The sequence below is a fragment of the Achromobacter sp. Marseille-Q4962 genome, assembly GCF_943737005.1.
Lineage (GTDB): Bacteria > Pseudomonadota > Gammaproteobacteria > Burkholderiales > Burkholderiaceae_B > Achromobacter.
Genome location: NZ_CALSFU010000001.1, coordinates 213,354 through 235,704, shown reverse-complemented (window position 1 = coordinate 235,704; position 22,351 = coordinate 213,354). Strand labels below are relative to the sequence as shown.

Annotated in this window: 22 protein-coding genes, 1 tRNA gene and 1 pseudogene; 18 read left to right on the top strand and 6 right to left on the bottom strand. The window is 67.3% G+C overall.

Features of this window, described 5'->3' with window-relative positions:
• Window positions 1-126 precede the first annotated feature (126 nt).
• The gene (locus NGJ44_RS01070; RefSeq protein ID WP_251862855.1) at window positions 127-696 is read left to right on the top strand and encodes a SecDF P1 head subdomain-containing protein; all 570 of its coding nucleotides are present in this window, start codon (window positions 127-129) and stop codon (window positions 694-696) included.
• 81 nt (window positions 697-777) lie between these two features.
• On the opposite strand, the gene NGJ44_RS01065 is transcribed toward NGJ44_RS01070, so the two are convergent.
• Window positions 778-1,227, bottom strand: coding sequence for a helix-turn-helix domain-containing protein (locus NGJ44_RS01065; RefSeq protein WP_200908016.1), 450 nt, complete (start codon window positions 1,225-1,227; stop codon window positions 778-780).
• Between the two features lie 79 nt (window positions 1,228-1,306).
• Here NGJ44_RS01065 and NGJ44_RS01060 point away from each other — a divergent pair, with 79 nt between their 5' ends.
• The gene (locus NGJ44_RS01060) at window positions 1,307-2,005 is read left to right on the top strand and encodes a winged helix-turn-helix domain-containing protein (protein WP_251862854.1); all 699 of its coding nucleotides are present in this window, start codon (window positions 1,307-1,309) and stop codon (window positions 2,003-2,005) included.
• Window positions 2,006-2,081: 76 nt separating this feature from the next.
• On the opposite strand, the gene proB is transcribed toward NGJ44_RS01060, so the two are convergent.
• The 4 genes from proB to rplU form a co-directional block, all read right to left on the bottom strand.
• A complete protein-coding gene (proB, locus tag NGJ44_RS01055) occupies window positions 2,082-3,221 on the bottom strand; it encodes a glutamate 5-kinase (protein WP_251862853.1) in 1,140 nt (379 codons plus the stop codon).
• A gap of 70 nt (window positions 3,222-3,291) precedes the next feature.
• The gene (gene obgE / locus NGJ44_RS01050) at window positions 3,292-4,428 is read right to left on the bottom strand and encodes a GTPase ObgE (protein WP_251862852.1); all 1,137 of its coding nucleotides are present in this window, start codon (window positions 4,426-4,428) and stop codon (window positions 3,292-3,294) included.
• A gap of 179 nt (window positions 4,429-4,607) precedes the next feature.
• Window positions 4,608-4,865 carry a 50S ribosomal protein L27 gene (gene rpmA, locus NGJ44_RS01045; RefSeq protein ID WP_053244983.1) on the bottom strand — a complete coding sequence of 86 codons (258 nt, stop codon included), beginning with the start codon at window positions 4,863-4,865 and terminating at the stop codon, window positions 4,608-4,610.
• 33 nt (window positions 4,866-4,898) lie between these two features.
• Window positions 4,899-5,210, bottom strand: a complete 312-nt coding sequence (gene rplU, locus NGJ44_RS01040; RefSeq protein ID WP_053244982.1) for a 50S ribosomal protein L21 — start codon at window positions 5,208-5,210, stop codon at window positions 4,899-4,901.
• 496 nt (window positions 5,211-5,706) lie between these two features.
• On the opposite strand from rplU, the gene ispB reads away from it, so the two are divergent.
• The 7 genes from ispB to otnK all read left to right on the top strand — a co-directional run bounded on the left by ispB (window position 5,707) and on the right by otnK (window position 12,289).
• Window positions 5,707-6,672, top strand: a complete 966-nt coding sequence (gene ispB, locus NGJ44_RS01035; protein ID WP_251862851.1) for an octaprenyl diphosphate synthase — start codon at window positions 5,707-5,709, stop codon at window positions 6,670-6,672.
• A gap of 63 nt (window positions 6,673-6,735) precedes the next feature.
• Window positions 6,736-6,812: transfer RNA gene (locus tag NGJ44_RS01030), tRNA-Pro, on the top strand.
• Window positions 6,813-7,130: 318 nt separating this feature from the next.
• Window positions 7,131-8,201: a glycosyltransferase family 9 protein gene (locus tag NGJ44_RS01025; RefSeq protein ID WP_251862850.1), complete on the top strand. Its 1,071-nt coding sequence runs from the start codon at window positions 7,131-7,133 to the stop codon at window positions 8,199-8,201.
• 186 nt (window positions 8,202-8,387) lie between these two features.
• Window positions 8,388-9,026, top strand: coding sequence for a 3-oxo-tetronate 4-phosphate decarboxylase (gene otnC, locus NGJ44_RS01020; RefSeq protein WP_251862849.1), 639 nt, complete (start codon window positions 8,388-8,390; stop codon window positions 9,024-9,026).
• An 84-nt stretch (window positions 9,027-9,110) separates the two neighbouring features.
• Window positions 9,111-10,085 (top strand): D-erythronate dehydrogenase, encoded by a 975-nt coding sequence (gene denD, locus NGJ44_RS01015; RefSeq protein ID WP_251862848.1) that lies wholly within the window; start codon window positions 9,111-9,113, stop codon window positions 10,083-10,085.
• A gap of 27 nt (window positions 10,086-10,112) precedes the next feature.
• Window positions 10,113-11,018, top strand: coding sequence for an L-threonate dehydrogenase (ltnD, locus tag NGJ44_RS01010; protein ID WP_251862847.1), 906 nt, complete (start codon window positions 10,113-10,115; stop codon window positions 11,016-11,018).
• Window positions 11,015-12,289 carry a 3-oxo-tetronate kinase gene (gene otnK, locus NGJ44_RS01005; protein ID WP_251862846.1) on the top strand — a complete coding sequence of 425 codons (1,275 nt, stop codon included), beginning with the start codon at window positions 11,015-11,017 and terminating at the stop codon, window positions 12,287-12,289. Before ltnD ends, otnK begins: the two co-directional genes overlap by 4 nt.
• A gap of 24 nt (window positions 12,290-12,313) precedes the next feature.
• Here the strand turns inward: otnK and NGJ44_RS01000 are convergent, their stop codons facing one another.
• Window positions 12,314-14,104: a M61 family metallopeptidase gene (locus NGJ44_RS01000; RefSeq protein WP_251862845.1), complete on the bottom strand. Its 1,791-nt coding sequence runs from the start codon at window positions 14,102-14,104 to the stop codon at window positions 12,314-12,316.
• 30 nt (window positions 14,105-14,134) lie between these two features.
• On the opposite strand from NGJ44_RS01000, the gene NGJ44_RS00995 reads away from it, so the two are divergent.
• The 9 genes and pseudogenes from NGJ44_RS00995 to atpA all read left to right on the top strand — a co-directional run bounded on the left by NGJ44_RS00995 (window position 14,135) and on the right by atpA (window position 22,282).
• Complete coding sequence (locus NGJ44_RS00995; protein ID WP_053245422.1) at window positions 14,135-14,911, top strand: enoyl-CoA hydratase; 777 nt, start codon at window positions 14,135-14,137, stop codon at window positions 14,909-14,911.
• A gap of 220 nt (window positions 14,912-15,131) precedes the next feature.
• A pseudogene (locus NGJ44_RS00990) lies at window positions 15,132-15,557 on the top strand (transposase); the annotation flags it as partial.
• A gap of 291 nt (window positions 15,558-15,848) precedes the next feature.
• Window positions 15,849-17,420, top strand: coding sequence for a DUF1254 domain-containing protein (locus tag NGJ44_RS00985; RefSeq protein WP_251862844.1), 1,572 nt, complete (start codon window positions 15,849-15,851; stop codon window positions 17,418-17,420).
• A gap of 376 nt (window positions 17,421-17,796) precedes the next feature.
• Window positions 17,797-18,225, top strand: a complete 429-nt coding sequence (locus NGJ44_RS00980; RefSeq protein ID WP_053245425.1) for an ATP synthase subunit I — start codon at window positions 17,797-17,799, stop codon at window positions 18,223-18,225.
• An 84-nt stretch (window positions 18,226-18,309) separates the two neighbouring features.
• Complete coding sequence (atpB, locus tag NGJ44_RS00975; protein WP_251862843.1) at window positions 18,310-19,191, top strand: F0F1 ATP synthase subunit A; 882 nt, start codon at window positions 18,310-18,312, stop codon at window positions 19,189-19,191.
• Between the two features lie 117 nt (window positions 19,192-19,308).
• A complete protein-coding gene (gene atpE / locus NGJ44_RS00970) occupies window positions 19,309-19,551 on the top strand; it encodes a F0F1 ATP synthase subunit C (protein WP_003815363.1) in 243 nt (80 codons plus the stop codon).
• Between the two features lie 138 nt (window positions 19,552-19,689).
• Window positions 19,690-20,160 (top strand): F0F1 ATP synthase subunit B, encoded by a 471-nt coding sequence (locus NGJ44_RS00965; protein WP_053245419.1) that lies wholly within the window; start codon window positions 19,690-19,692, stop codon window positions 20,158-20,160.
• Between the two features lie 12 nt (window positions 20,161-20,172).
• A complete protein-coding gene (locus tag NGJ44_RS00960; protein ID WP_053245418.1) occupies window positions 20,173-20,712 on the top strand; it encodes a F0F1 ATP synthase subunit delta in 540 nt (179 codons plus the stop codon).
• A 28-nt stretch (window positions 20,713-20,740) separates the two neighbouring features.
• Window positions 20,741-22,282 (top strand): F0F1 ATP synthase subunit alpha, encoded by a 1,542-nt coding sequence (gene atpA / locus NGJ44_RS00955; RefSeq protein ID WP_053244704.1) that lies wholly within the window; start codon window positions 20,741-20,743, stop codon window positions 22,280-22,282.
• Window positions 22,283-22,351 lie beyond the last annotated feature (69 nt).

Below are 22,351 nucleotides of genomic sequence, written 5' to 3'. Positions count from 1 at the left end.
TATTAACGCTTTACATTTGGAATCAGTCTGCGGCCACACCGCCTTTCAGCTTCTGTACACTTTTTTCAGTGCGCCGGACGCCGCAAAGCCGTCCGGCTTCTTAGTCCATTAAAGAAGGAATCGAGCATGCAACTGACACTACGCAAACTGGCGCCCGCCCTCATGGTCGTGACTTTGGCGCTTGCGGGTTGCAAGACCGCCCCGACTAAGAGCTCCGGCGCCGACGCCACGCCGCAGGCGGGCCAGCAGCAGGCCCCGGCGAGCTCTCCGGCCACTGCTTCCACGGTGGAGTTCTATGTCGCGCAGACGCAGTCGGCGCCGGGCCTGGTCGAAGTCAGCCTGCCCGACGGCAAGCTGTACATGCAGCAGCAGCCCGTACTGACGCGCGCCGACCTCACCGAAGCGGCGGCCCTGGTCGACCGCCAGGGCAAGAACTTCGTGGGTCTGCGCTTTTCCGAAGCCGGCGCGCGCAAGCTGACCGAAGTGAGCACCAAGAACGTGGGCAACATGCTCGCGCTCGTGATCGACCGCGAACTCATCGCCGCGCCGCGCATCGGCGAGCCGCTCAACCGCGGCGTGCTGGCGTTCAGCGTATCCTCGGCCCAGGCGGCCTCCGAAATCGCGGCCAAGATTCGCGGCGACGCCCCGCCGCCGGCCGGCGCTCCCACGGCGCCCGCGCCCGCTTCCAAGCCCTGATTCCTCGAGCGCGCGGGGCTCTCAATGCAAAACCCGGCCGTCAGGCCGGGTTTTGCATTGGCGCGCCGGACGGCGGCGTGCTCAGCCGGATTTGCGGCCGCGCGGACGCGGCGTCCGCTGCGCCTGCACGGTATCGAGAAAAGTCTTGTTCAGTTCCTCGAGCAGCAGGCGCTCGGCGGGAGACAGCGCGTCGAACCGCGAAGGAGAGATATTGGGGAAGGGCCACGGCGCCTGCGGACGCGGGCGCCGGCTTGTGCGGTTGGCCGAGTCGGCCACGATGACGGGCGGCAGCGTATTGCTCAGATCGTAGCTTTCGAGCGGCGGCTCCATGGGGCCCTTGCCCGTTTCCAGCCACTCCACCTCGACCTTCAGCACGTGCGCCAGCTTGCGCAGCGAGCGGCTGGATTGGCGCAGCCCGCTCTCGTAACTGCCGATGGCGCTTTGCGACAGGCGCGACAGCCGCGCAAGATCCTTTTGCGTGTAGCCACGCAAAAGCCGGGCATGCTTCAGTCGGTCCGAAAATGTTCTCACGCGTCGATTGAAGCTTGCCGCTGAAACACGTTGGTGGTTATAACTATCACCTAGGTGATATGAGCGTAGGAGACATCCCATGCGGCAAACGGGCTGCGTCTTCATGGTGCAGATCCACAACGCGGCCGACGCCGCGCTTGCGCAGGCATTGCGCGGTTATCGCTGGCGTGTCGTCGAATACCAATCCTGGGAGCGCGTATTCGCCGACCTGCGCAATTTCAGCGCCGAAGCGGTCGTCGTGCAGGGCGAGTGCGAGCAGATCCCGCAGCGCATTGCCGCCTTGCGCCAGGCCGCGCCGGGCGCCGCCCTGGTATGGCAGGCCCACGCCAGCGCCTGCCAGCGTATTGCCGCGCTCGATGCCGGGGCCGACACCTGCCTGTCCGCCGCCATCGAGGCGCGCGAATGGGACGCGCTGCTGCGCAACCTGAGCGGGCGCCGGCGAGCCGTGCCCGGCCCCGCCCCGTGCTGGCACGTGGACGGGCAGGCCAGCGTGCTGGCCGGGCCCGCCGGCGAGCGGCTGCCCCTCACCGCGAACGAGCGTGCCTTTTTCATCCGCCTGCTGAACGCGCCGGGCCAGTGCCTGGCGCGCGAACGCTTCTTTCCATCTTGTTCCGAAGCCGCTCACGACGGCGCGCGACGGGTCGACGTGCTGGTATCGCGCCTGCGCAGCAAGGCCCGCCGGCTGAACATCGACCTGCCGGTGGTCGCCGTGCGGGGTTGGGGCTACATGATGCTGCCTGCACAGGCCGAGTTCTGCGAAGCGATCGTCGAGGCCTGAACGCACGCGCCGCTCATGCTTCGCCCCGCTGCCGCGCGGGCGGACGCTTCGGCCGGCGGCGCGGCAGCACCACCCGCTACAGCACTACCATGTTGTCGCGGTGCATGAGTTCCGGGTCGGTCATGCTGCCCAGGATGCGCGCGATCTGGCTCGATGGCTGGCGCAGGATGCGGCGGGTGTCCGCCGATGAGTAATTGATGAGTCCGCGCGCGCATTCGCGGCCGGCGCCGTCCACGCACGACACCACGTCGCCGCGCCCGAACTCGCCTTCCACGGCGGTGACGCCGATGGGCAGCAGGCTCTTGCCGTCTTGCAGCAGCGCCTGCACGGCGCCGTCGTCGAGCACCACGCGGCCGCGCAGCCGCAGGTGATCGGCGAGCCACTGCTTGCGCGCCGACCACACTGGCAGCACGGCCCGCAGTTCGGTGCCTATGCATTCGCCTTCGGCCAGCCGCGTCAGCACGTTGCGCTCGCGCCCCGAGGCGATCACGGTGTGGGCGCCGCTGTGCGCGGCACGCTTGGCCGCCAGCACCTTGGTCAGCATGCCGCCCGTGCCGATGCCCGTGCCGGCGCCGCCCGCCATGGCTTCCAGGGCCGGGTCGCCGGCCTGCACGTGCGAGAGAAATCGCGCGTCCGGGTTCTTGCGCGGATCGGCGTCGTACAGGCCGCGCTGATCGGTAAGAATGATGAGCGCATCGGCTTCGATGAGATTCGTCACCAGCGCGCCCAGCGTGTCGTTGTCGCCCAGCCGGATCTCGTCGGTGACCACGGTGTCGTTCTCGTTGACGATGGGCACCACGCCCATGCGCAGCAGGGCGAACAGCGTGCTGCGCGCGTTCAGGTAGCGGTGCCGGTCGGCCAGGTCTTCGTGCGTCAGCAGGATCTGGGCCGTGCGCAGGCCATGTTCGGCGAAGGCGGCCTCGTAGGCCTGGCAAAGACCCATCTGCCCGACGGCGGCCGCAGCCTGCAGCTCGTGCATGACCGACGGACGCTTGCGCCATCCCAGGCGCGCCATGCCTTCGGCGATGGCGCCGCTGGACACCAGCACCACCTGCCTGCCGTGCTTGCGCAGCGCGGCGATCTGCGCGGCCCAGTGCGCCACGGCGGCGCGGTCCAGGCCGCGCCCTTCATTGGTGACCAGCGAGGAACCGACCTTGGCGACCAGCCGCTGGGCGCTGGCGACGACGGACACGGAGGAAGCGGATTCGACGGACATGATGACGGCGTACTGCGTGTAAACGGACTGCGGCGCGAAAAAACCCGATCGGAAGGAATGCGATTATGGCTTATTCGTCACCGCCGCGCGGCGCGTCGGGGGGCAGGGCGTCGGAACGCGTTTCGTCGAAGCGGGGGTCTTCGGCCACGTAGGAGCCGTCGGCGCGGTCTTGCGCCTCCTGGTCTTTCTCGCGCTGGGCGTCCAGGTAGTCCTGCAGCGCCCAGATCAGGTCCTGCGTACCTTCGCCGGACAGGCCGGAGATGCCGAACACGGGGCCGGTCCAGCCGTACAACTCGCAAAAACGCTTCTTGACCGCGTCCGGGTCTTCGACCATGTCGAGCTTGTTCAGGACCAGCCAGCGCGGCTTGCCGGCCAGCGCGGGATCGTAGCGGCGCAGTTCCTCCACGATGGCGCGCGCATCCTGTACGGCCTGCTCGATGGGATCCTGGTCGGGATCGGGGCTGGACACGTCCACCAGGTGCAGCAGCACGCGCGTGCGCGCCAGGTGGCGCAGGAACAGGTGGCCCAGGCCCGCGCCTTCGGACGCGCCCTCGATCAGGCCCGGGATGTCGGCCACCACGAAACTGCGCGAGGGCGAGGTGCGCACCACGCCCAGGTTGGGGTGCAGGGTGGTGAACGGGTAGTCGGCGATCTTGGGTTTGGCGTTCGAGATGCGGCTGATGAGCGTGGACTTGCCCGCATTGGGCAGGCCCAGCAGGCCCACGTCGGCCAGCACCTTCAGCTCCATGCGCAGGACGCGGTGCTCGCCTTCCTTGCCGGGCGTCCATTGACGCGGCGCGCGGTTCACGCTGGACTTGAAATGGATGTTGCCCATGCCGCCTTGTCCGCCCGCGGCCAGCGTGACCTTCTGGCCATGCCGGTTCAGGTCGAACAGCAGCTCGCCGGTCTCGGCGTCGTGGATCATGGTGCCCACAGGCACGCGCAGGGTGATGTCGGGAGCCGCCGCGCCGTACTGGTCGGAACCACGGCCGTTTTCGCCGTTCTTGGCCCGGTGCAGGCGCGCGTAGCGGAAGTCGATCAGCGTGTTGATGTTGCGATCGGCCACGGCATAGATGCTGCCGCCCCGGCCGCCGTCGCCGCCGTCCGGGCCGCCCTTGGGAATGAATTTCTCGCGGCGAAAGCTCGCCACGCCATTGCCGCCTTTGCCGGCGATGACCTCGATGGTGGCTTCGTCTACGAATTTCATGATGTCTGCGCGTGTGAATAATGAAGAGGGGCGTCGCGCCGGTGGCGCCGGGCGTCCGCACGCAGCGGCGCCGGGGGCATGGCGTTCATTCTGCCCTAAAACAAAAAGCCCTGCCGCATGCGGCAGGGCTTTTGCCGTGTGCCGGCGCGGCATGCCGCGCCAGCGGATGGGTGGCCCGATTATTCGGCCACGACCGACACGGTCTGCTTGTTCAATGCGCCTTTGTAGCCGAATTGAACCTTGCCGTCGACCAGCGCGAACAGCGTGTGGTCCTTGCCCATGCCGACGTTCACGCCAGCGTGGAAACGGGTGCCGCGCTGGCGCACGATGATCGAGCCAGCCGGGATCTGTTGGCCGCCAAAAACCTTGACGCCCAGTCGCTTCGATTCTGAGTCGCGACCGTTACGCGTAGAGCCGCCGCCCTTTTTCTGTGCCATGTTTAGCTCCTGCTAATGTGGTGCCGGATCCGATCAGGCCGTGATGGCTTCGATGCGGATTTCGGTGTAGTTCTGACGGTGGCCCTGATGCTTCTGATAGTGCTTGCGACGGCGCATCTTGAAGATCTTGACCTTGTCGTGGCGGCCTTGCGCAAGAACCGTCGCCTTGACCACGGCGCCCGAGACGAGGGGCGTGCCAACCTTGAGCTGGTCGCCTTCGCCCACGGACAACACCTGGTCCAGGGTGATTTCTTGCCCAATGTCAGCCGGTATCTGTTCTATCTTGAGTTTTTCGCCAGCAGCAACACGATATTGCTTGCCGCCGGTTTTTATGACCGCGTACATGGGGGTATTTCCTTAAATGGGTAATGGCTGTGGGGCGCTCGCGGAAGTTTCGGAAGCCAGGTTCGGGTATCCGGGTTGGGTATCCGAGATAGGCATCCGGGCCGGACATCCCGGGTTTGTTCGGGATTCCCGGCTTGGGCCTCGGATTTGCCGCGGGCTTTCAACTGGCGCCTCCGGACACAATGCCTGGCCCCTGCCTGCGGCTTTCCGCGCACCCGCCCAGGCAAACGCCCGCAGCCGACGCAATTCCGGCCATTGCTAGCCGAATCGGAAATTCTAGCCGCGCCTGTGGAAAAAGTCAAAAAGACCTTGCCCACTAAGGGCTTAGCCGTGGCGCGCGCGCATCGGGCGGGCAGCCGCCCGCGCGGCGAACGCCGGCGCGGCCGGAGCCGGAACGATCCGGTCGCAGCCCGTATAATCGCTGGTCGAATCCCCCGCCCCGTGGCGGCCTTGCGGCAAGAGCCTACCCTGGCTCGCTTCACTCTCCGGATACGTCTTGAATCTCCCCGCGCTCATTGCCCCCATAGCTGACGACATGAAAGCCGTCGACGCGGTCATCCGCCAGCGGCTGAATTCCGATGTGGTGCTGATCCGTACGATAGGCGACTACATCATCGGGGCGGGCGGCAAGCGCATGCGTCCGGCCCTGGTGCTCATGGTGGCGCGCGCGCTGGGCTACGAGGGCGAGCGGCACCACCTGCTGGCCGCCGTGGTCGAATTCATCCATACCGCCACGCTGCTGCACGACGACGTGGTGGACGAGTCGGACCTGCGCCGCGGGCGCGAGACGGCCAACGCCGTGTTCGGCAACGCGGCCAGCGTGCTGGTGGGCGACTACCTGTATTCCCGGTCGTTCGAGATGATGGTCGAGGCGGACTCGATGCGCATCATGAGCATTCTGTCGGAGGCCACCACCGTCATCGCCGAAGGCGAGGTGCTGCAACTGCTCAACGTACACGACCCCGACGTTTCGCAGGAGCGCTACCTGCAGGTCGTGCGCTACAAGACGGCCAAGCTGTTCGAGGCGGCCGCCCGGGTGGGCGCCGTGCTGGCCGGCGCCACGCCCGAACAGGAAGACGCGGCCGCGGCCTATGGCCGCCACGTCGGCACGGCCTTCCAGATCGTGGACGACGTGCTCGACTACCGTGGCGATGCGGCCGCCCTGGGCAAGAACGTGGGCGACGACCTGCGCGAAGGCAAGCCGACCCTGCCGCTCATCCGCGTCATGGAAGTGGGCACCCCGCAGCAGCAGCAACTGATCCGCGATGCCATCCGCACGGGCGATGCCGACTTCGCCGCCGTGGCGGCCGCCATCCAGGCCACCGACGCGCTGGACCACGCCATGAAGGCCGCCGAGGCCGAAGCCAGGCTGGCCAGCGATGCGCTTTCCTGCTACCCCGCTTCCATTTACCGAAAATCTCTGCTAGAATTCTGCGCTTTCGCGGTGAACAGAGATCGCTAGCGAAAAAGACGAGCAGGCGGTTTTCCCGTGTACTAAAACCGCAGGAAACCACTGCATCGGAATCGGGGCGTAGCTCAGCCTGGTAGAGTACTGCGTTCGGGACGCAGGAGTCGGAGGTTCGAATCCTCTCGCCCCGACCACTCATGTGGTCGAATTCTCGGTGGAATTCCATCGGCAAGAGCCGGTATCGCGCAAGCGGTGCCGGTTTTTTTGTTGCCTCGGCGCTGGCTGGGGAGTGCAATCGAAACCGCGGAACGGCGCGGGCATGGCCCGTGCCGATGTAATGTATCCGGTCTGTATCGCCTTTTCTCCGAATCGTGCGGCCGCGCGGGCGAAGCGCGTCCAAGACGCTGCAACGCTGAGCGCTTTCGTAAACCTTCGAGACATTGAGCCGAGTCGCGCGTGCTAGCCTGCCCGCGTGTTTTGTTTGGCGGGCGGTTGCCCCGCAATGCCGGTTCATGTCCGATATCGTTGTTTTCCTGCGCAGCCATTTTCGCTACGGCGACCAGATCGTGGCGTTTCCCACGCTGTACCAGCTCGCGCAATGGTGGCCGCGCAAGCGGCTGCGCGTGGTGTCCAAGTATGACGTGGGCAGTTTCTACCGCGACCTGCCGTGGGTGGACGAGTTCGTCATGGCGCCGGACTTTCGCCGCCAGCTCGCCAGCCTGCCGCGCCACGCGATGATGTCGGTCAACCTCCATCACACCAGCGAGCGCTTCGGCCTGATCAATCTGCTGCGCCGCCCGCCCCTGCGCATGGGCTACCGCCATGCGCGGCTCACCGACGCGGTGTGGACGCACCATCACGTCAAAGACGAGTCCGAGTACATCGGCCTGTCGGGCCTGCGCATGCTCTCGACCTATCGTCCGGTGGATCCGGAAACCGCCGCCAGGCAGTGTTTCGGCGCGCTTGCCGCGCGCGTGCGCGGCCGGGTGGCCCCCGCCGACGTGGTCTTCATTCCGGGCGGCGGTTCGGGCGCGTTCAAGCGCTGGGACATCGGGCGCTACATCGCGCTGGCCGGCCTGCTCAAGCCCGCGCTGGGGCCGGACGCGCGATTCACCTTCGTGCTGGGGCCCGACGAGGCGCGGGAGCTGGCCCTGCTGCGCGCGCTGGCGCGCCCCGATTTCCGCATCGAGCATTGCCGCTCCGTGCCGGAGCTGGCGGCCATGATGCTGCCCGCCCGTTTGATCGTGGCCAACGACTGCGGCCCTTCGCACATCGCGCAGGCGGCCGGCGTGCCATACGTGGGCGTTTTCAACGAGCCCAATCCCGAATGGTTCTGGCGGCGCGATCATGCCCGCGACGTGGTGCCGGACGACGGCTCGGACAACATCGACTCCATTGTTCCGCACCGGGTGCGCGATGCCTGCCTCGCGGCGCTGGCGGCCTATCGGGCGCGGCCGGCGCGCCAGTCCGCCACCAGCCCTCATGGCGCCGCGCCGTCCGTTCATGAGCGCGGACGGCCCTTCGCTCGAGGGCGCCGGCCAAGCGCGCTGGGCGCCGCCGCGCTGAGGGCGCGCAGTCTCTGAGCGCGTCCGTTCGTCCGAGACGATACGGGGCGAGAGGCTGCCGCGAGGGGCGTGGCCAGGGGTTTCAGGGTTACTCCGCGTGCCGCCTTGTCGCCAAATTTGTATGATGATCCGATAAATCATCGAGGAGACGAGCATGACGCAGGCCCCGAGGCGATGCCGCGCTTTATCGCGCCGGAGCGCGGCATGAGCCAGGAGTCCCGCATCCGCGAGGAAATCTGCGCCGTGGGAGCGAGTCTCTACAACCGCGGCTATACGGTCGGGTCCGCCGGTAATATCAGCGCGCGCCTGGACGATGGCTGGCTCATCACGCCCACCGACGCCTGCCTGGGCCGGCTCGATCCCGCCGAGCTGGCCAAGGTGGATGCAGGCGGCAATCCGGTTTCGGGCGGCAGGCCTTCCAAGACGCTGGCGCTGCACCGGGGCGTCTATGCGGCCGATCCCTCGGCGCGCGGCATCGTCCACACCCATTCCACGCACCTGGTGGCGCTGACCCTGGCCGGCGTGTGGCGCGAAGACGAGGTGCTGCCGCCGATCACGCCTTATCAGGTCATGAAAGTGGGGCGCATCCCGCTGGTCCGCTACCGGCGGCCGGGCGATCCGCAGGCGGCCGCGCAGGTGGCGGCGTTGGCGGGCAGGGTGCGCGGCGCGCTTTTCGAGCGGCTGGGCCCCATCGTGTGGGAGCGCTCGGTGTCGCAGGCCGCGCACGCGCTGGAGGAGCTGGAGGAAACCGCGCGTCTGTGGCTCATGACCTCGCCCCGCCCCGAGCCGCTGCCGCCCGCGGCCATCGAGGAATTGCGCGCCGTTTTCGGCGCGCGCGACTGAGCGGCCGGGCATGTCTGCGCTCCGCGTTCTCTTTTTCTTTCCGTCCTGTCCGGCGCCCGAGGCGCCGCTTTCCGAGCACATTCCATGAATATCCTGATTACCGGCGGCGCCGGTTTCCTGGGCCAGCGCCTGGCCCGCCAGTTGCTGGCCCAGGGCGGGCTGCGGCGCGAAGACGGCTCGCTGGAACCCATTGCCCGCATCGATCTGCTGGATCTCGCCGCCGCCCCCGACTTCGGCGACGCCAGAGTGCGGGCCATGGCGGGCGACATCTCCGACCCGGCCGTGCTGGAGCGCGCCATCGACGCGAAGACGCGCGTGATCTTCCACCTGGCCGCGGTGGTGAGCGGGCAGGCCGAGGCCGACTTCGACCTGGGCATGCGCATCAATCTCGACGCATCGCGGGCGCTGCTGGAGCGCTGCCGCCAGCTGGGCCATTGCCCGCGCGTGGTGTTCACCAGTTCGGTGGCGGTATACGGCGGCGCGCTGCCGGAGGTGGTGCGGGACGACACCGCGCTCAACCCGCAGTCGTCCTACGGCGCGCAGAAGGCCATGGCCGAACTGCTGCTGGCCGACTGCACGCGGCGGGGCTTCGTCGACGGATGGACGCTGCGCCTGCCCACCATCAGCGTGCGGCCGGGCCGGCCCAATGCGGCGGCTTCTTCGTTCGCGAGCGGCATCATCCGCGAGCCGCTCAATGGCGAATCCGCGATCTGCCCCGTGGCGGCGGGCACCCGGCTGTGGCTGCTGTCGCCGCGCCGCGCCGTGCAGGCGCTGGTGGCGGGCGCGGAACTGCCCGCCCATGCGGCGGCCGACCGCCGCCCCATCAATCTTCCCGGCGTGTCGGTCACGGTGGCCGATATGGTGCAGGCCCTGCGCGACATCGCGGGCGAAGAAACGGCGTCGCGCATCCGCTGGCAGGCCGACGAGCGCGTGGAACGCATCGTGGGGAGCTGGCCCGCGCGCTGGGACACGGCGCGGGCCGAACGGCTGGGATTCAAGGGCGACGGCGACTTCGCCGCCATCGTTCGCGCCTATATGGACGACGATCTCGGGCGCTGAGGCGCGCGGGCCGCAAAGGAGGCACACATGGAATCTTCCCAGGCAGGCAGGAACGTGGGCGTGATCGGGCTGGGCGCCATGGGCGCCGGCATTGCGCAAAGCCTGCGCCGCTCCGGGTATGCCGTGCACGTCTACGACATACGGCCGCAAGCCTGCGCCGCCTTCGCGGCGCAGGGCGGCGTGGCCTGCGCGTCGCTGGCGCAGATGGCGCAGGCCTGCGACGTGGTGGTGAGCGTGGTGGTCAATGCCGCGCAGACCGAAGACGTGCTGTTCGGCGCGGGCGGCCTGGCGGCCGGCCTGCGGCCGGGATCGGTGTTCGTTATGTGCTCCACGGTGGATCCGAACTGGTCCGCGGCGCTGGAGGGCAGGCTGCGCGAGCGCGGCATTCTTTACCTGGACGCGCCGATCTCGGGCGGCGCGGCCAAGGCGGCCGCCGGCGAAATGACCATGATGACCGCCGGCAGCCCGCAGGCGTATGCCGCCTGCGGCGGCGTGCTGGAGGCCATGGCGGGCAAGGTGTATCGCCTGGGCGACCGGGCCGGGACGGGCAGCAAGGTCAAGATCATCAACCAGCTGCTGGCCGGCGTGCACATCGCCGCGGCGGCCGAGGCCATGGCGCTGGGCCTGCGCGAAGGCGTGGATCCGCAGGCCCTGTATGAAGTCATCACGCACAGCGCCGGCAACAGCTGGATGTTCGAGAACCGCATGCCGCACGTGCTGGCGGGCGACTACACGCCGCTGTCGGCGGTGGACATCTTCGTCAAGGACCTGGGGCTGGTGCTGGACACGGCCCGCCACGGCAAGTTTCCGCTGCCGCTGGCGTCCACGGCGCACCAGATGTTCATGCAGGCGTCCAGCGCCGGTCATGGGCGCGAAGACGACAGCGCCGTCATCAAGATATTCCCGGGCATCACGCTGCCGGAGGCCGAATGAGCATCAAGCTGGGCTGCATCGCCGACGATTTCACGGGGGCCACCGATCTGGCCAACAACCTGGTGCGGGCCGGCATGCGGGCCGTGCAGACCATGGGCGTTCCGCAGGGGCCGCTGCAGGCCCGGGCCGACGCCGTCGTGGTGGCGCTCAAGACGCGCACCGCGCCGCCCGCCGAGGCGGTGTCGCAGTCGCTGGCGGCGCTGGCCTGGCTGCGCGGGCAGGGGGCGCAGCAGATCTACTTCAAATACTGCTCCACTTTCGACAGCACGCCGCAGGGCAATATCGGGCCGGTGGCCGACGCCTTGATGCGCGCGCTGGACACGGGCTTCACCATTGCCACGCCCGCGTTCCCCGACAACCAGCGCACCGTGTTCAAGGGCTACCTGTTCGTGGGCGACATGCTGCTCAACGAATCGGGCATGCGCCACCATCCTCTGACGCCCATGGCGGACGCCAACCTGGTGCGCGTGCTGGCCGCGCAGACCGCGCGCCGGGTGGGGCTGATCGACTACAAGGCGGTGGCCCGGGGCGCAGCCGCCATCGCCGAACGCATCGCCGAGCTGAAGTCCGAAGGCGTGGAGATCGCCATCGTGGACGCCGTGTCCAACGCCGACCTGCTGGCGCTGGGGCCGGCGCTGCGCGGCATGCCGCTGGTGACGGGAGGATCGGGCGTGGCCATCGGGCTGCCGGCGAACTGGGGGCTGGCGCCCTCGGCGCGGACCCGCAGCCTGCCCCTGCGTCCGGGCCTGCAGGCCGTGGTGGCCGGAAGCTGCTCGCAGGCCACGCAGGCGCAGGTGGCGGCGTTCATCGGCGCCGGCGGGCCGGCGCTGGCCATCGACCCGCTGCAACTGGCGGCGGGCGTGGACGTGGCGGCGCAGGCGCTGGCCTGGGCCGAACCGCTGCTGCCGCAAGGGCCGGTGCTCATCTATTCCACCGCGCGGCCCGAGGCCGTGCAGGCGGCCCAGGCGGAGCTGGGCGCGCAGCGCGCGGGCAGCCTGGTCGAAGACGCCATCGCGCGCATCGCGCTGGGCCTGGTGCGGCGCGGCGTGCGCCAGCTCATCGTGGCCGGCGGCGAAACCTCGGGAGCGGTGGTGCAGGCCCTGGACCTGCAGCAAATGGCCATCGGCGAGCAGATCGACCCCGGCGTGCCCTGGTGCGCCGGGCTTGCCCGGGCGGCGGGGGCCGACATCTCCATCGCCCTCAAGTCGGGCAATTTCGGCGCGCGGGATTTCTTCACCCGCGCTTTCGGCGCGGGCGGCGGGCAGGCGTAGCGCGCCGCCCGCGCCGCGCCGGGCTCACTGGTCTTGCGCGGCGTCGGACAGTACGCAGTCCAGGGGCTCGGGCGCCGACAGCCTGACGTCGAATGCGCGCAACTCGTCGCGGCGGAATACGTGCACCCGCACCCGGTCGCCGGGCCGGTACTGCGCCAGCAGCAATTCCAGGCCCGCCGGCGCATCCACGCGCAGCCCGTCGATGGCCACCAGCACGTCGCCGGCCGACAGGCCGCCCCGATGCGCCGCGCCGCCTTCGAACACGGTGGCCAGCACGAGCGAGTCGCCCTGTTTGCGCGTGCGCGCGTCCAGCGAGGGCAGGTTGGAGGCGGGCTTCCATTGCAGCGATACGCCCTGCGGCGCCAGCAGTTCGGCCAGCGGCACGTCCGCGGTGCCGTAGGCGTGGCGGGCGATGTAGCGGCGCGCGTCCACGCCCGTGGCCTCTTCGACCAGGCCGGGCAGCCCATCTTCGGGCAGCCCCTGCTGCTTCGCGCCCGGCGCGTAGAAGCCGCGGCCGTAGCGTTGCCAAAGCAGGCGCATCACGTCGTCCAGCGAGCGCGCGCCGGCGGTGTCGCGGCGTATCAGCAGGTCCAGTCCCAGGGCCACCAGCGCGCCCTTGGTGTAATAGCTCACCAGGGCATTGGGCGAGTTCTCGTCCTGCTTGTAGTAGCGGGTCCAGGCATCGAACGAGCTTTCGGCCACCGACTGCTTGGCGCGACCCGGCGTGCGCGCCACGCTGGTGATGGTCTTGCCCAGCATCCGCAGGTAGTCGGCCCGCGTAATGGCGCCCGAGCGCAGCAGCAGCAGGTCGTCGTAGTACGACGTGAAGCCTTCGAACACCCACAGCAGGCGGGTCAGGTCCGGCCGCGACAGGTCATAGGGCACGAAGGCGGCCGGCTTGATGCGCTTGACGTTCCAGGTATGGAAGTACTCGTGGCTGACCAGCCCCAGGAAGCCCCGGTAGCCTTCGCCCTGTCCCTTCTGGCCCAGTACGGGCAGGTCCTTGCGCGAGGTCATGAGGGCGGTGCTGGCCCGGTGCTCGAGGCCGCCGTAGCCGTCGCCGGTGACCATGGTCATGAAGACGTAGCGGTCGGCGCTGTCCAGGAACGGGGCGCGCCGGCTGCGCGGCTCGAAGAACGCGATCTGCGTTTCGCAGATGCGGCGCACGTCCTGCGCGATGCGCGCGAGATCGAGATTGGGCGCCACGCCGGTGAAAACCAGTTCGTGCTCGGCGCCGTGCGCCGTGAAGCGGGCCACCTGCGGCGTGCCCATTTCGACCGGATGGTCGATGAGCGCGTCATAGTCGGGCGCGCGGTACAGGCCGAAACCATGCCGCCGCGCCGCGCCGGCATGGCCGCGCGCCTCGGGCAGGCTGGTGTGGACTTTCCAGCCCGCGATGCCGCGCGGCGGCTGCAGATCGAGCAGGCAGGGCAGGTGTTCCTGGCCGTGCACCTGCAGGAACACGCTGGTGCCGTTGAAAAACCCGTGGGTTTCGTCAAGGTGGGCGCCGCGCACCGAAAGATCCCAGGCGTACACCGTGTACTCGACCCGCAGCGGGCCGTCGCAGGGAGCGGCCTGCCAGGTGTGGTTGTCCAACTTCCGCACCGGCACGCGCCGCCCGCCCGCGTGGGCGGCGAGCGATTCGACCTGCCGGGAGAAGTCGCGGATGAGATAGCTGCCGGGAATCCAGGCCGGCATGGACAGCCGCTGCCCCTCGGGCGAGGGGGAGGGCACGGTCAGGGTAATCCGGTAGCGATGTCCTGCCGGATCGTGCGGCCAGAGGCGGTAAAGTAGGGGAGTTTTTTCCATGTTCATATCTTAACTTTCATATTGCTGGAGACATCAATGAGCGAGTCGTTTGTGCTGGTCGAAACCCGCGGGCGCGTCGGCCTGCTGACGCTTAACCGTCCCAAGGCCCTCAACGCGCTGAATGACCGGCTGATGGACGAGCTGGGCGCGGCGCTGCTGGCCTTCGAGGCCAATGCGGACATCGGCGCGATCGTCATCACGGGTAGCGAAAAGGCCTTCGCCGCCGGCGCGGACATCGGCGCCATGAAAGACTGGTCGTACATGGACGTCTACGGCAGCGAGTACATCACCCGCAATTGGGAAACGCTCAAGCGCATCCGCAAGCCCGTCATCGCCGCGGTGGCGGGATATGCGCTGGGCGGCGGCTGCGAGCTGGCCATGATGTGCGACATCGTCATCGCCGCCGACACCGCCAAGTTCGGCCAGCCCGAGATCAAGCTGGGCGTGATTCCCGGCGCGGGCGGCACGCAGCGGCTGCCACGCGCGGTGGGCAAGGCCAAGGCCATGGACCTGGTGCTGACGGCGCGCATGATGGGCGCCGAAGAAGCCGAGCGCGCCGGCCTGGTGTCGCGCGTGGTGGCGGCCGACAAGCTCCTGGACGAAGCCCTGGAGGCGGCCGCCGTGATTGCGTCGATGTCGCTGCCTTCGGTCATGATGGCCAAGGAATGCGTGAACCGCGCCTATGAAAGCCCGCTCAACGAAGGGCTGCTGTTCGAGCGCCGGGTCTTCCATTCGCTGTTCGCCACCGAAGACCAGAAGGAGGGCATGGCCGCCTTCACCGAGAAACGCAAGCCCGACTTCAAGCATCGTTGAGCCGTCGCGGCCTGTCCGGCCGTCAGCGCCCCGCCAGGGGCGCTAATGAGATGGTCAGCCCGATCCCCACGAAGCGGTACGCTGAGTGGGGATCGGTCTTTCTGGGAGCCCTCTCATGAACACCGTCACGCTAATTGGCATTGATCTGGGCAAGCATGGCTTTCATTTGCACGGGCAGGACGCGACCGGCAGAATGGTGTTTCGCAAGAAGTGCTCGCGCCAGCGGCTGCGCGAGGCTGAGCGCGGCCAGCGGCTCCCGGAACTCCCCGGCATCGGGCCGATCACGGCGAGCGTGCTGATGACAGAACCGGGCGATGCGCGGCAAGTCGGCTCGGCACGCCAGTTCGCCGCCTCGGCGGGCTTGGCGCCTCGCCAGTACAGCACGGGCGGCACACCCACGCTGTTGGGTATCAGCAAGCGCGGCGGCAAGAATCTCAGACGATTGTTGGTGCAAGGCGCGCGAGCGGTCATGCAACGCATCGGGCGGCGCACGGATCGACTCGGCATCCGGGGGCGCGAGCTGCCGGCAAGGCGTCACTCGAATGTGGCGGCCTGCGCGCTGGCCAACAAATTGGCGAGGATAGCCTGGGCCATCCTCGCCAACGGAACGCACGACCGAAGTGAGCAGGCGGTTGGCGCAGCCTGACCTTCATCACCGTTTTACGCTGTCACTTCCTGGTTTTGCGACGCGAGTACGTGCAGACATAAACGGCTCGACGGCCTGGCAAGAAACCTGGCAAAAATCGGGCTGACCATAGATTTCTTTTCATTTGCGCGGCGCGCGGGCCGGACGGAATCGTTGCGCCTTGAAACGTTTGAAATGCACCTTGTTTCATGCTTCGGTCCTATGCTGGCTGGGCGTGATAACTGAAGGTGCCGCGCATCCCAGGATCCGCGCGGCGGCTTGCTTGCCAACAAAATGAACAAGGAGCCCTGCATGCGTACTTTCATTGCCACCCGCCGCTGGCCCGCGGCCGCCCTTGCCGGAGCGCTGGGCGTCTGCTTCGCTGCCGCCGTTTCCGCGCAGCCCCCCGCGCCGCAGCCGTCGCTGCGTCTGGTGTCCGAGACTCCCTATCAGCCCGGCGGCGCGCCCGCCGCCGCGCCCATGAGCGAGGAAGAGCTGCGCGACACCGCGGTCGACGCGTATGTGTATGCCTATCCCATGGTGCTGATGGAGCTGGCGCGCCGCCAGGCCACGGCCGTGCAGACGCCGCTGGACGGCAAGGCGCCCATGAATCAGTTCGGCCACAAGGCGGCCTTCCCCGATCCGCAGGCGACCGATACGCCCTGGCCCAGCGCCGACACCCTGTACTCCAGCCTGTGGTTCGACGTATCGCGCACGCCGCTGGTCGTGCGCCTGCCCGACACGGGCGGGCGCTATACCGTGCTGTCCGCGCTGGACATGTGGAGCGACGTCTTCGCCTCGCGCGGCACCCGCACCAACGGGCCGGGTGCGCAATCGTTCCTGCTGGTGGGGCCGGGCTGGCAGGGCACGCCGCCGGCGGGCATGGATGTGATACACAGCCCCACCTCCACGGGTTGGCTGCTGGGCTGGACCCAGACGGGCAGTCCGTCCGATTATGCGGCCGTGAATCAGATCCAGTCGGCCATGACGGCCACGCCCATGGCGGCGCCGGCCGCGGCTTCGGCTTCGTCCAGGCCGGCCCGTCACCGCGGCGGAGTTTCGCCGTATCCCATGACGGGTTCGGGCATAGGCACGGCGCCCATCGGCAGCGACGTGCCCATGCCGACGCCGGTCCAGCTCCCCGCGGGCACGCCCGCCGAGCAGGCGGCCAGTCTGGACGCGGCCACGTTCTTCGGGCTGTTTTTCGACGTGCTGCGCAACAACCCGCCGCACGCCAACGACACGCCCATGCTGGAGCGCATGCGCCGCATCGGGCTGGACACGCGCGCGCCGTTCTCTTATGCGCGCCTCAGCCCGGCGGTGCAGCAGGCCCTCACGGATGCGCAGCCCGTGGCCGGCCGCCGCATCGCCGACAGCGTCTGGCGCCTGGGTACGCCGATGAACGGCTGGAACACCGTGCTCACGGGCATCGGCACCTACGGCGCCGACTACACGCGGCGCGCGGCCATCGCCTATGCGGGCCTGGGCGCGCCCACGCCCGAGGATGTGCTGTACCCGGTGACCGTCTCCGACGCCGACGGCGACCCGCTGCAGGCCGACGAGGATTACGTGCTGCATTTCGACAAAGGGCAGCTGCCGCCCGTGAACGCGTTCTGGTCGCTGCATCTGTACAACGACAAGCACAACTTCGCGGACAACGCGGCCAAGCGCTACGTCATCCGCAGCACCGACGACCTGAAATACAACAGCGACGGGTCGCTCGACATCTACATCCGGCGCTCGGACCCGGGCGACAACAAGCGCTCGAACTGGCTGCCCACGCCGACGGCCGACGGGCCCTTCCTGCTCAGCATGCGGCTGTACTGGCCGAAGAACACCGCGCTGGACGGCCTCTGGGCGCCGCCGCCGGTCCAGGAAGACTGATCGCGGGCGCCGGGGGGGACGCGGATTCGCGTCCCCTTTTTGGCGTGCCGCGGCGCCTTACAACGGGCCGAAAGCAATTTGCCCGTCCAAAAAGAATCACGCTATACTCTGCGGGTTTGACGCTTGCGGGACTAGAACACATAGCGCCTTTGCCGACGGGTGGCGCCAGGAATTTCCGCCGGGAATTGTCTTCGACTTCTGTCTGATTCTCTGGCTTTGGTTTGCACCAGAGGACGGAGTGGGCGCGGTGACAAAAGCCGGCAAATTCATGGATCGATCTGGCGGTAAAATAACGCGCCGTTTCAGCAGGTAGGAGCGAGGAAACCGGGGCTGGCCGATGCAGAACGCGATGCAGCACAAGGTGGGAGAAAGCCTGATGCCGCAACACGAGGAGCATCGTCCCAGGGAGTTCACCGACGCGGATCGCGCGGCGCTGAATGCCCAGGCTCTGCGCGGACTGCTGCTGACTTTGGCTGCGCAGGGCGCCATGGGGCTCGCGGCGGCGGTAATTGCGGGGGTTGTCGGAGGGGCGGCGGCAGGTCTGTCGGCGCTGGCGGGGGCGGTAGCGTATTTCTTACCCAATGCATTGTTTGCATTGCGCCTGGTTGTCAGCGTGCGGACCGGCAAGGCCAGTCCCTTTACCTTTCTCTTCGGTGAGTTGATCAAGCTGTTCGCAACGGCGCTGCTGTTGTGGCTGCTTTCGCGTGTCGCCCAGGGCTGGCTGTCATGGCCCGCCGCGCTGCTGGGGCTGATACTCACCCTGAAGGGCTATCTCCTGCTAATGATGTTCCGCAAGTTGTCATAGCGCCGAGCAGTTGCGGCAAACGAAATCGTGGAATCGCCGGGATCCGCAAGGGTTCGGGCATACAGCAAATAGGGTAGGATTCAAATGGCTGCTGCCAGCGACGTGTCGCCTCAGTCCGCATATATTCAGCACCACCTGGTGCATCTGAACAATATCGGCGAAAAGCAGAGCGCTATCGCTCAGTTCAATGTCATCAACTACGACTCGCTGTTCTGGTCCGCCCTGACCGGGCTGGTCGTCATCTTCTTCCTGTGGCGCGCCGCGCGCCGCGCCACGAGCGGCGTTCCCTCGCGCTTCCAGGCCTTCGTCGAAATGATCGTCGACATGGTCGACGATCAGGCCAAGGGCATCGTCCACAATGCCAAGAGCCGCCTGTTCGTGGCGCCGCTGGCCCTTACCGTCTTCCTCTGGATCGTGCTCATGAACGCGCTCGATCTGCTGCCCGTCGACCTGCTGCCCTCCATCTGGCGCTGGACCGGCCTGGGCGCGCACCACGGCGATCCCCTCTACTACCACCGCATTCTGCCCACCGCCGACCTGAACGTGCCCATGGGCATGTCGCTGGGCGTGCTGCTGCTGATGTTCTACTACGGCATCAAGATCAAGCATCCGGGCGGTTTCGTCAAAGAACTCTTCACGGCCCCGTTCCATGCGCACGGCGTGGGCTCCATCCTGCTGTCGCCTTTCAACCTGCTGCTGAACCTGATCGAATACGCCGCCAAGTCCGTCTCGCTGGGCATGCGGTTGTTCGGCAACATGTTCGCCGGCGAACTGGTGTTCATGCTGATCGCCCTGCTGGGCGGCGCCTGGACCGGCTTCAACGCCACCAGCGTCGGCCTGGGCATCGGCCAGGTCCTGGCCGGCTCGGTGTGGGCGATCTTCCACATCCTGATCGTCCTGCTGCAGGCCTTCATCTTCATGATGCTGACGCTGGTGTACATCGGCCAGGCCCACGAAGGACACTGACCCCCCGGATTTCCGGCGACGGCCCAGCGGCCGGCGCCGGATGGCAAGATCCTCTTGCATTGAGCTGTACCCTTATTCCTTAATTTTTGACTTCAGATTTCTAACCAAGGAGTTGTCATGACCAACGTCGCTTTCGTCGCTCTCGCTTGCGGTCTTATCATCGGTCTGGGCGCCATCGGCGCTTGCATCGGCATCGCACTGATGGGTGGCAAGTATCTGGAAGCTTCGGCTCGTCAGCCTGAACTGATGAACGCTCTGCAGACCAAGATGTTCCTCTTGGCCGGCCTGATCGACGCGGCGTTCCTGATCGGCGTGGGTATCGCCATGCTGTTCGCCTTCGCCAACCCGTTCGTCGGCTAAGGCACTGCCCGCCGGCGAAGAGGCGGGTCATGACGCCGGCGGCGACGGGCCGAACAACCCGTCGCCTGTCGGCAAAGTATCGAGTGCTCCGTGCGGCATGATGCCGTGGTGGGGCCGAAAGGTGTTAAAGGAACGACCGTGAATCTGAACGCGACGATCATTTTCCAGATGCTCGTGTTCTTCGTTCTGGGCTGGTTCACGATGAAATTCGTGTGGCCCCCTCTGACGAAGGCGATGGACGAGCGCCGCCAAAAAATCGCCGACGGCCTGGCCGCCGCCGAGAAGGGCAAGGCCGATCTGGCTCAGGCCCAGGCGCGTATCAGTCTGATCGAGGCGTCTGCCAAGTCTGAAAACCACGCCCGTCTGATCGAGGCGGAGAAACAGGCTGCCGCGCTGATCGAACAGGCCCGCCGCGAGGCGGAAGCCGAGCGCGCCCGCATCGTGGCCCGGGCTGAGCAGGATGCCGCTCAGGAAGTCCAGCGTGCCCGCGATGCGCTGCGCGATGACGTCGCCGCTCTGGCCGTCAAGGGTGCAGAACAAATCCTCAAGCGCGAGGTCGACGCCCGCGCTCACGCCGAGCTGCTCAACCAGCTCAAGGCGCAGCTTTGATCCGGGAACGCCATGGCTGAACTTTCCACTGTTGCCCGTCCCTACGCCGAAGCGCTCTTCGGCGCAGCGTGCGACGACAAGGCCGGCCTCGAGGCCTGGGCCAACCTGGTGAGCGAGATGGCGCAGGTTGCCGCCAATCCCGATGTGCGCGAGGCCATGTCCGATCCGCGCCTGGGCGACGAGCAGCGCGTGCAGCTTTTCAGCGGCCTGCTCAAGAGCGAGCTTCCCCAGGCCGCCCGCAATTTCATCGAGCTGCTGGTGCAGAACGGCCGGCTGCTCCTCTTGCCCGTCATCGCCGAGCAGTTCACGGCGTTGAAGAATCGTCGCGAAGGCACGGCGCAGGCGGAAATCGCCAGCGCGTTCGAACTCAGCGAAGCTCAGGTCAAAGAACTGGTCTCCGCGCTCGAACTCAAATTCGGTCTCAAGATCAAGCCCGCCGTCACGGTCGACCCGTCGTTGATCGGCGGCGTGCGCGTGTCGGTCGGCGACCAGGTGCTCGATACTTCCGTCAAAGCCCAATTGGCCCGCATGCGGGACACGCTCGCCGCTTGAGGCAACTTACAGGATTCCAGGAGTCATTATGCAACTCAATCCCTCCGAGATCAGCGAACTGCTCAAGAGCCGCATCGAGGGCCTGGGCGCTTCGGCTGATGTCCGCACTCAGGGCACCGTCGTCTCCGTGACCGACGGCATCACCCGCATCCACGGCCTGTCCGACGTGATGCAGGGCGAAATGCTCGAATTCCCCAACAACGTCTACGGCCTCGCGCTGAACCTCGAGCGCGACTCTGTCGGCGCCGTGATTCTGGGCGACTATACCGGCGTGTCCGAAGGCGACCAGGTCAAGACGACCGGCCGCATTCTGGAAGTGCCGGTCGGCCCCGAGCTGAAGGGCCGCGTGGTGAACACGCTGGGCGAGCCCATCGACGGCAAGGGTCCGATCAATACCAAGGAAACCGACATCATCGAGAAGGTGGCGCCTGGCGTCATCGCCCGCCGCTCGGTGTCGCAGCCGCTGCAGACCGGCATCAAGGCCATCGACTCGATGGTGCCCATCGGCCGCGGCCAGCGCGAGCTGATCATCGGCGACCGCCAGACCGGCAAGACCGCCGTGGCCGTCGACACCATCATCAGCCAGAAGGGCAAGGGCGTCACCTGCGTGTACGTCGCCATCGGCCAGAAGGCGTCGACCATCAACAACGTGGTCCGCAAGCTCGAAGAGCACGGCGCCATGGAATACACCATCGTCGTGGCCGCCTCGGCTTCGGATTCGGCGGCCATGCAGTACCTGGCCCCCTATGCCGGCTGCACGATGGGCGAATACTTCCGCGACCGCGGCGAAGACGCCCTCATCGTCTACGACGACCTGACCAAGCAGGCCTGGGCCTACCGCCAGGTTTCGCTGCTGCTGCGCCGTCCGCCGGGCCGCGAAGCCTACCCGGGCGACGTGTTCTACCTGCACTCGCGCCTGCTGGAGCGCGCCGCTCGCGTGAACGAAGAGTACGTCGAGAAGTTCACCAACGGCGCCGTCAAGGGCAAGACCGGCTCGCTGACCGCGCTGCCGATCATCGAAACCCAGGCGGGCGACGTGTCGGCCTTCGTTCCGACCAACGTCATTTCCATTACCGACGGCCAGATCTTCCTGGAAACCGACCTGTTCAACGCGGGCGTGCGTCCGGCCATCAACGCCGGTATTTCGGTGTCCCGCGTGGGCGGCGCCGCCCAGACCAAGGTCATCAAGAAGCTGTCGGGCGGCATCCGTACCGACCTGGCGCAGTACCGTGAACTGGCCGCTTTCGCGCAGTTCGCCTCCGACCTGGACGACGCCACCCGTCGCCAGCTCGAGCGCGGCAAGCGCGTGGTGGAACTGCTCAAGCAGCCCCAGTACCAGCCGCAGCAGGTCTGGGAACTGGCCGTCACGCTGTACACCGTGAACAACGGCTATCTGGACGACGTGGAAGTCGGCCAGGTGCTGGCTTTCGAGAAGTCCCTCAAGGATCAGCTCAAGGCCAAGCACGCCGCCCTGGTCCAGCGCATCGAAGACACCAAGGAACTGTCCAAGGATGACGAGGCCGAACTGTCCGCCGCCATCCAGGATTTCAAGAAGCACGGTGCTTTTTAAGTAAGTGACGGGGCGCGCGCCGCGGCGTGCGCCCCGTCCTTCGGATGAGGCGGGGCGTGCGCCCCGCCT

Coding starts and splice junctions, on each gene's coding strand:
- NGJ44_RS01070 (WP_251862855.1), top strand. CDS start 127: ATGCAACTGACACTACGCAAACTGGCGCCCGCCCTCATGGTCGTGACT.
- NGJ44_RS01060 (WP_251862854.1), top strand. CDS start 1,307: ATGCGGCAAACGGGCTGCGTCTTCATGGTGCAGATCCACAACGCGGCC.
- proB (WP_251862853.1), bottom strand. CDS start 3,221: ATGTCCGTCGAATCCGCTTCCTCCGTGTCCGTCGTCGCCAGCGCCCAG.
- obgE (WP_251862852.1), bottom strand. CDS start 4,428: ATGAAATTCGTAGACGAAGCCACCATCGAGGTCATCGCCGGCAAAGGC.
- rpmA (WP_053244983.1), bottom strand. CDS start 4,865: ATGGCACAGAAAAAGGGCGGCGGCTCTACGCGTAACGGTCGCGACTCA.
- rplU (WP_053244982.1), bottom strand. CDS start 5,210: ATGTACGCGGTCATAAAAACCGGCGGCAAGCAATATCGTGTTGCTGCT.
- NGJ44_RS01025 (WP_251862850.1), top strand. CDS start 7,131: ATGTCCGATATCGTTGTTTTCCTGCGCAGCCATTTTCGCTACGGCGAC.
- otnC (WP_251862849.1), top strand. CDS start 8,388: ATGAGCCAGGAGTCCCGCATCCGCGAGGAAATCTGCGCCGTGGGAGCG.
- denD (WP_251862848.1), top strand. CDS start 9,111: ATGAATATCCTGATTACCGGCGGCGCCGGTTTCCTGGGCCAGCGCCTG.
- ltnD (WP_251862847.1), top strand. CDS start 10,113: ATGGAATCTTCCCAGGCAGGCAGGAACGTGGGCGTGATCGGGCTGGGC.
- otnK (WP_251862846.1), top strand. CDS start 11,015: ATGAGCATCAAGCTGGGCTGCATCGCCGACGATTTCACGGGGGCCACC.
- NGJ44_RS01000 (WP_251862845.1), bottom strand. CDS start 14,104: ATGAACATGGAAAAAACTCCCCTACTTTACCGCCTCTGGCCGCACGAT.
- NGJ44_RS00995 (WP_053245422.1), top strand. CDS start 14,135: ATGAGCGAGTCGTTTGTGCTGGTCGAAACCCGCGGGCGCGTCGGCCTG.
- NGJ44_RS00985 (WP_251862844.1), top strand. CDS start 15,849: ATGCGTACTTTCATTGCCACCCGCCGCTGGCCCGCGGCCGCCCTTGCC.
- NGJ44_RS00980 (WP_053245425.1), top strand. CDS start 17,797: ATGCCGCAACACGAGGAGCATCGTCCCAGGGAGTTCACCGACGCGGAT.
- atpB (WP_251862843.1), top strand. CDS start 18,310: ATGGCTGCTGCCAGCGACGTGTCGCCTCAGTCCGCATATATTCAGCAC.
- atpE (WP_003815363.1), top strand. CDS start 19,309: ATGACCAACGTCGCTTTCGTCGCTCTCGCTTGCGGTCTTATCATCGGT.
- NGJ44_RS00960 (WP_053245418.1), top strand. CDS start 20,173: ATGGCTGAACTTTCCACTGTTGCCCGTCCCTACGCCGAAGCGCTCTTC.
- atpA (WP_053244704.1), top strand. CDS start 20,741: ATGCAACTCAATCCCTCCGAGATCAGCGAACTGCTCAAGAGCCGCATC.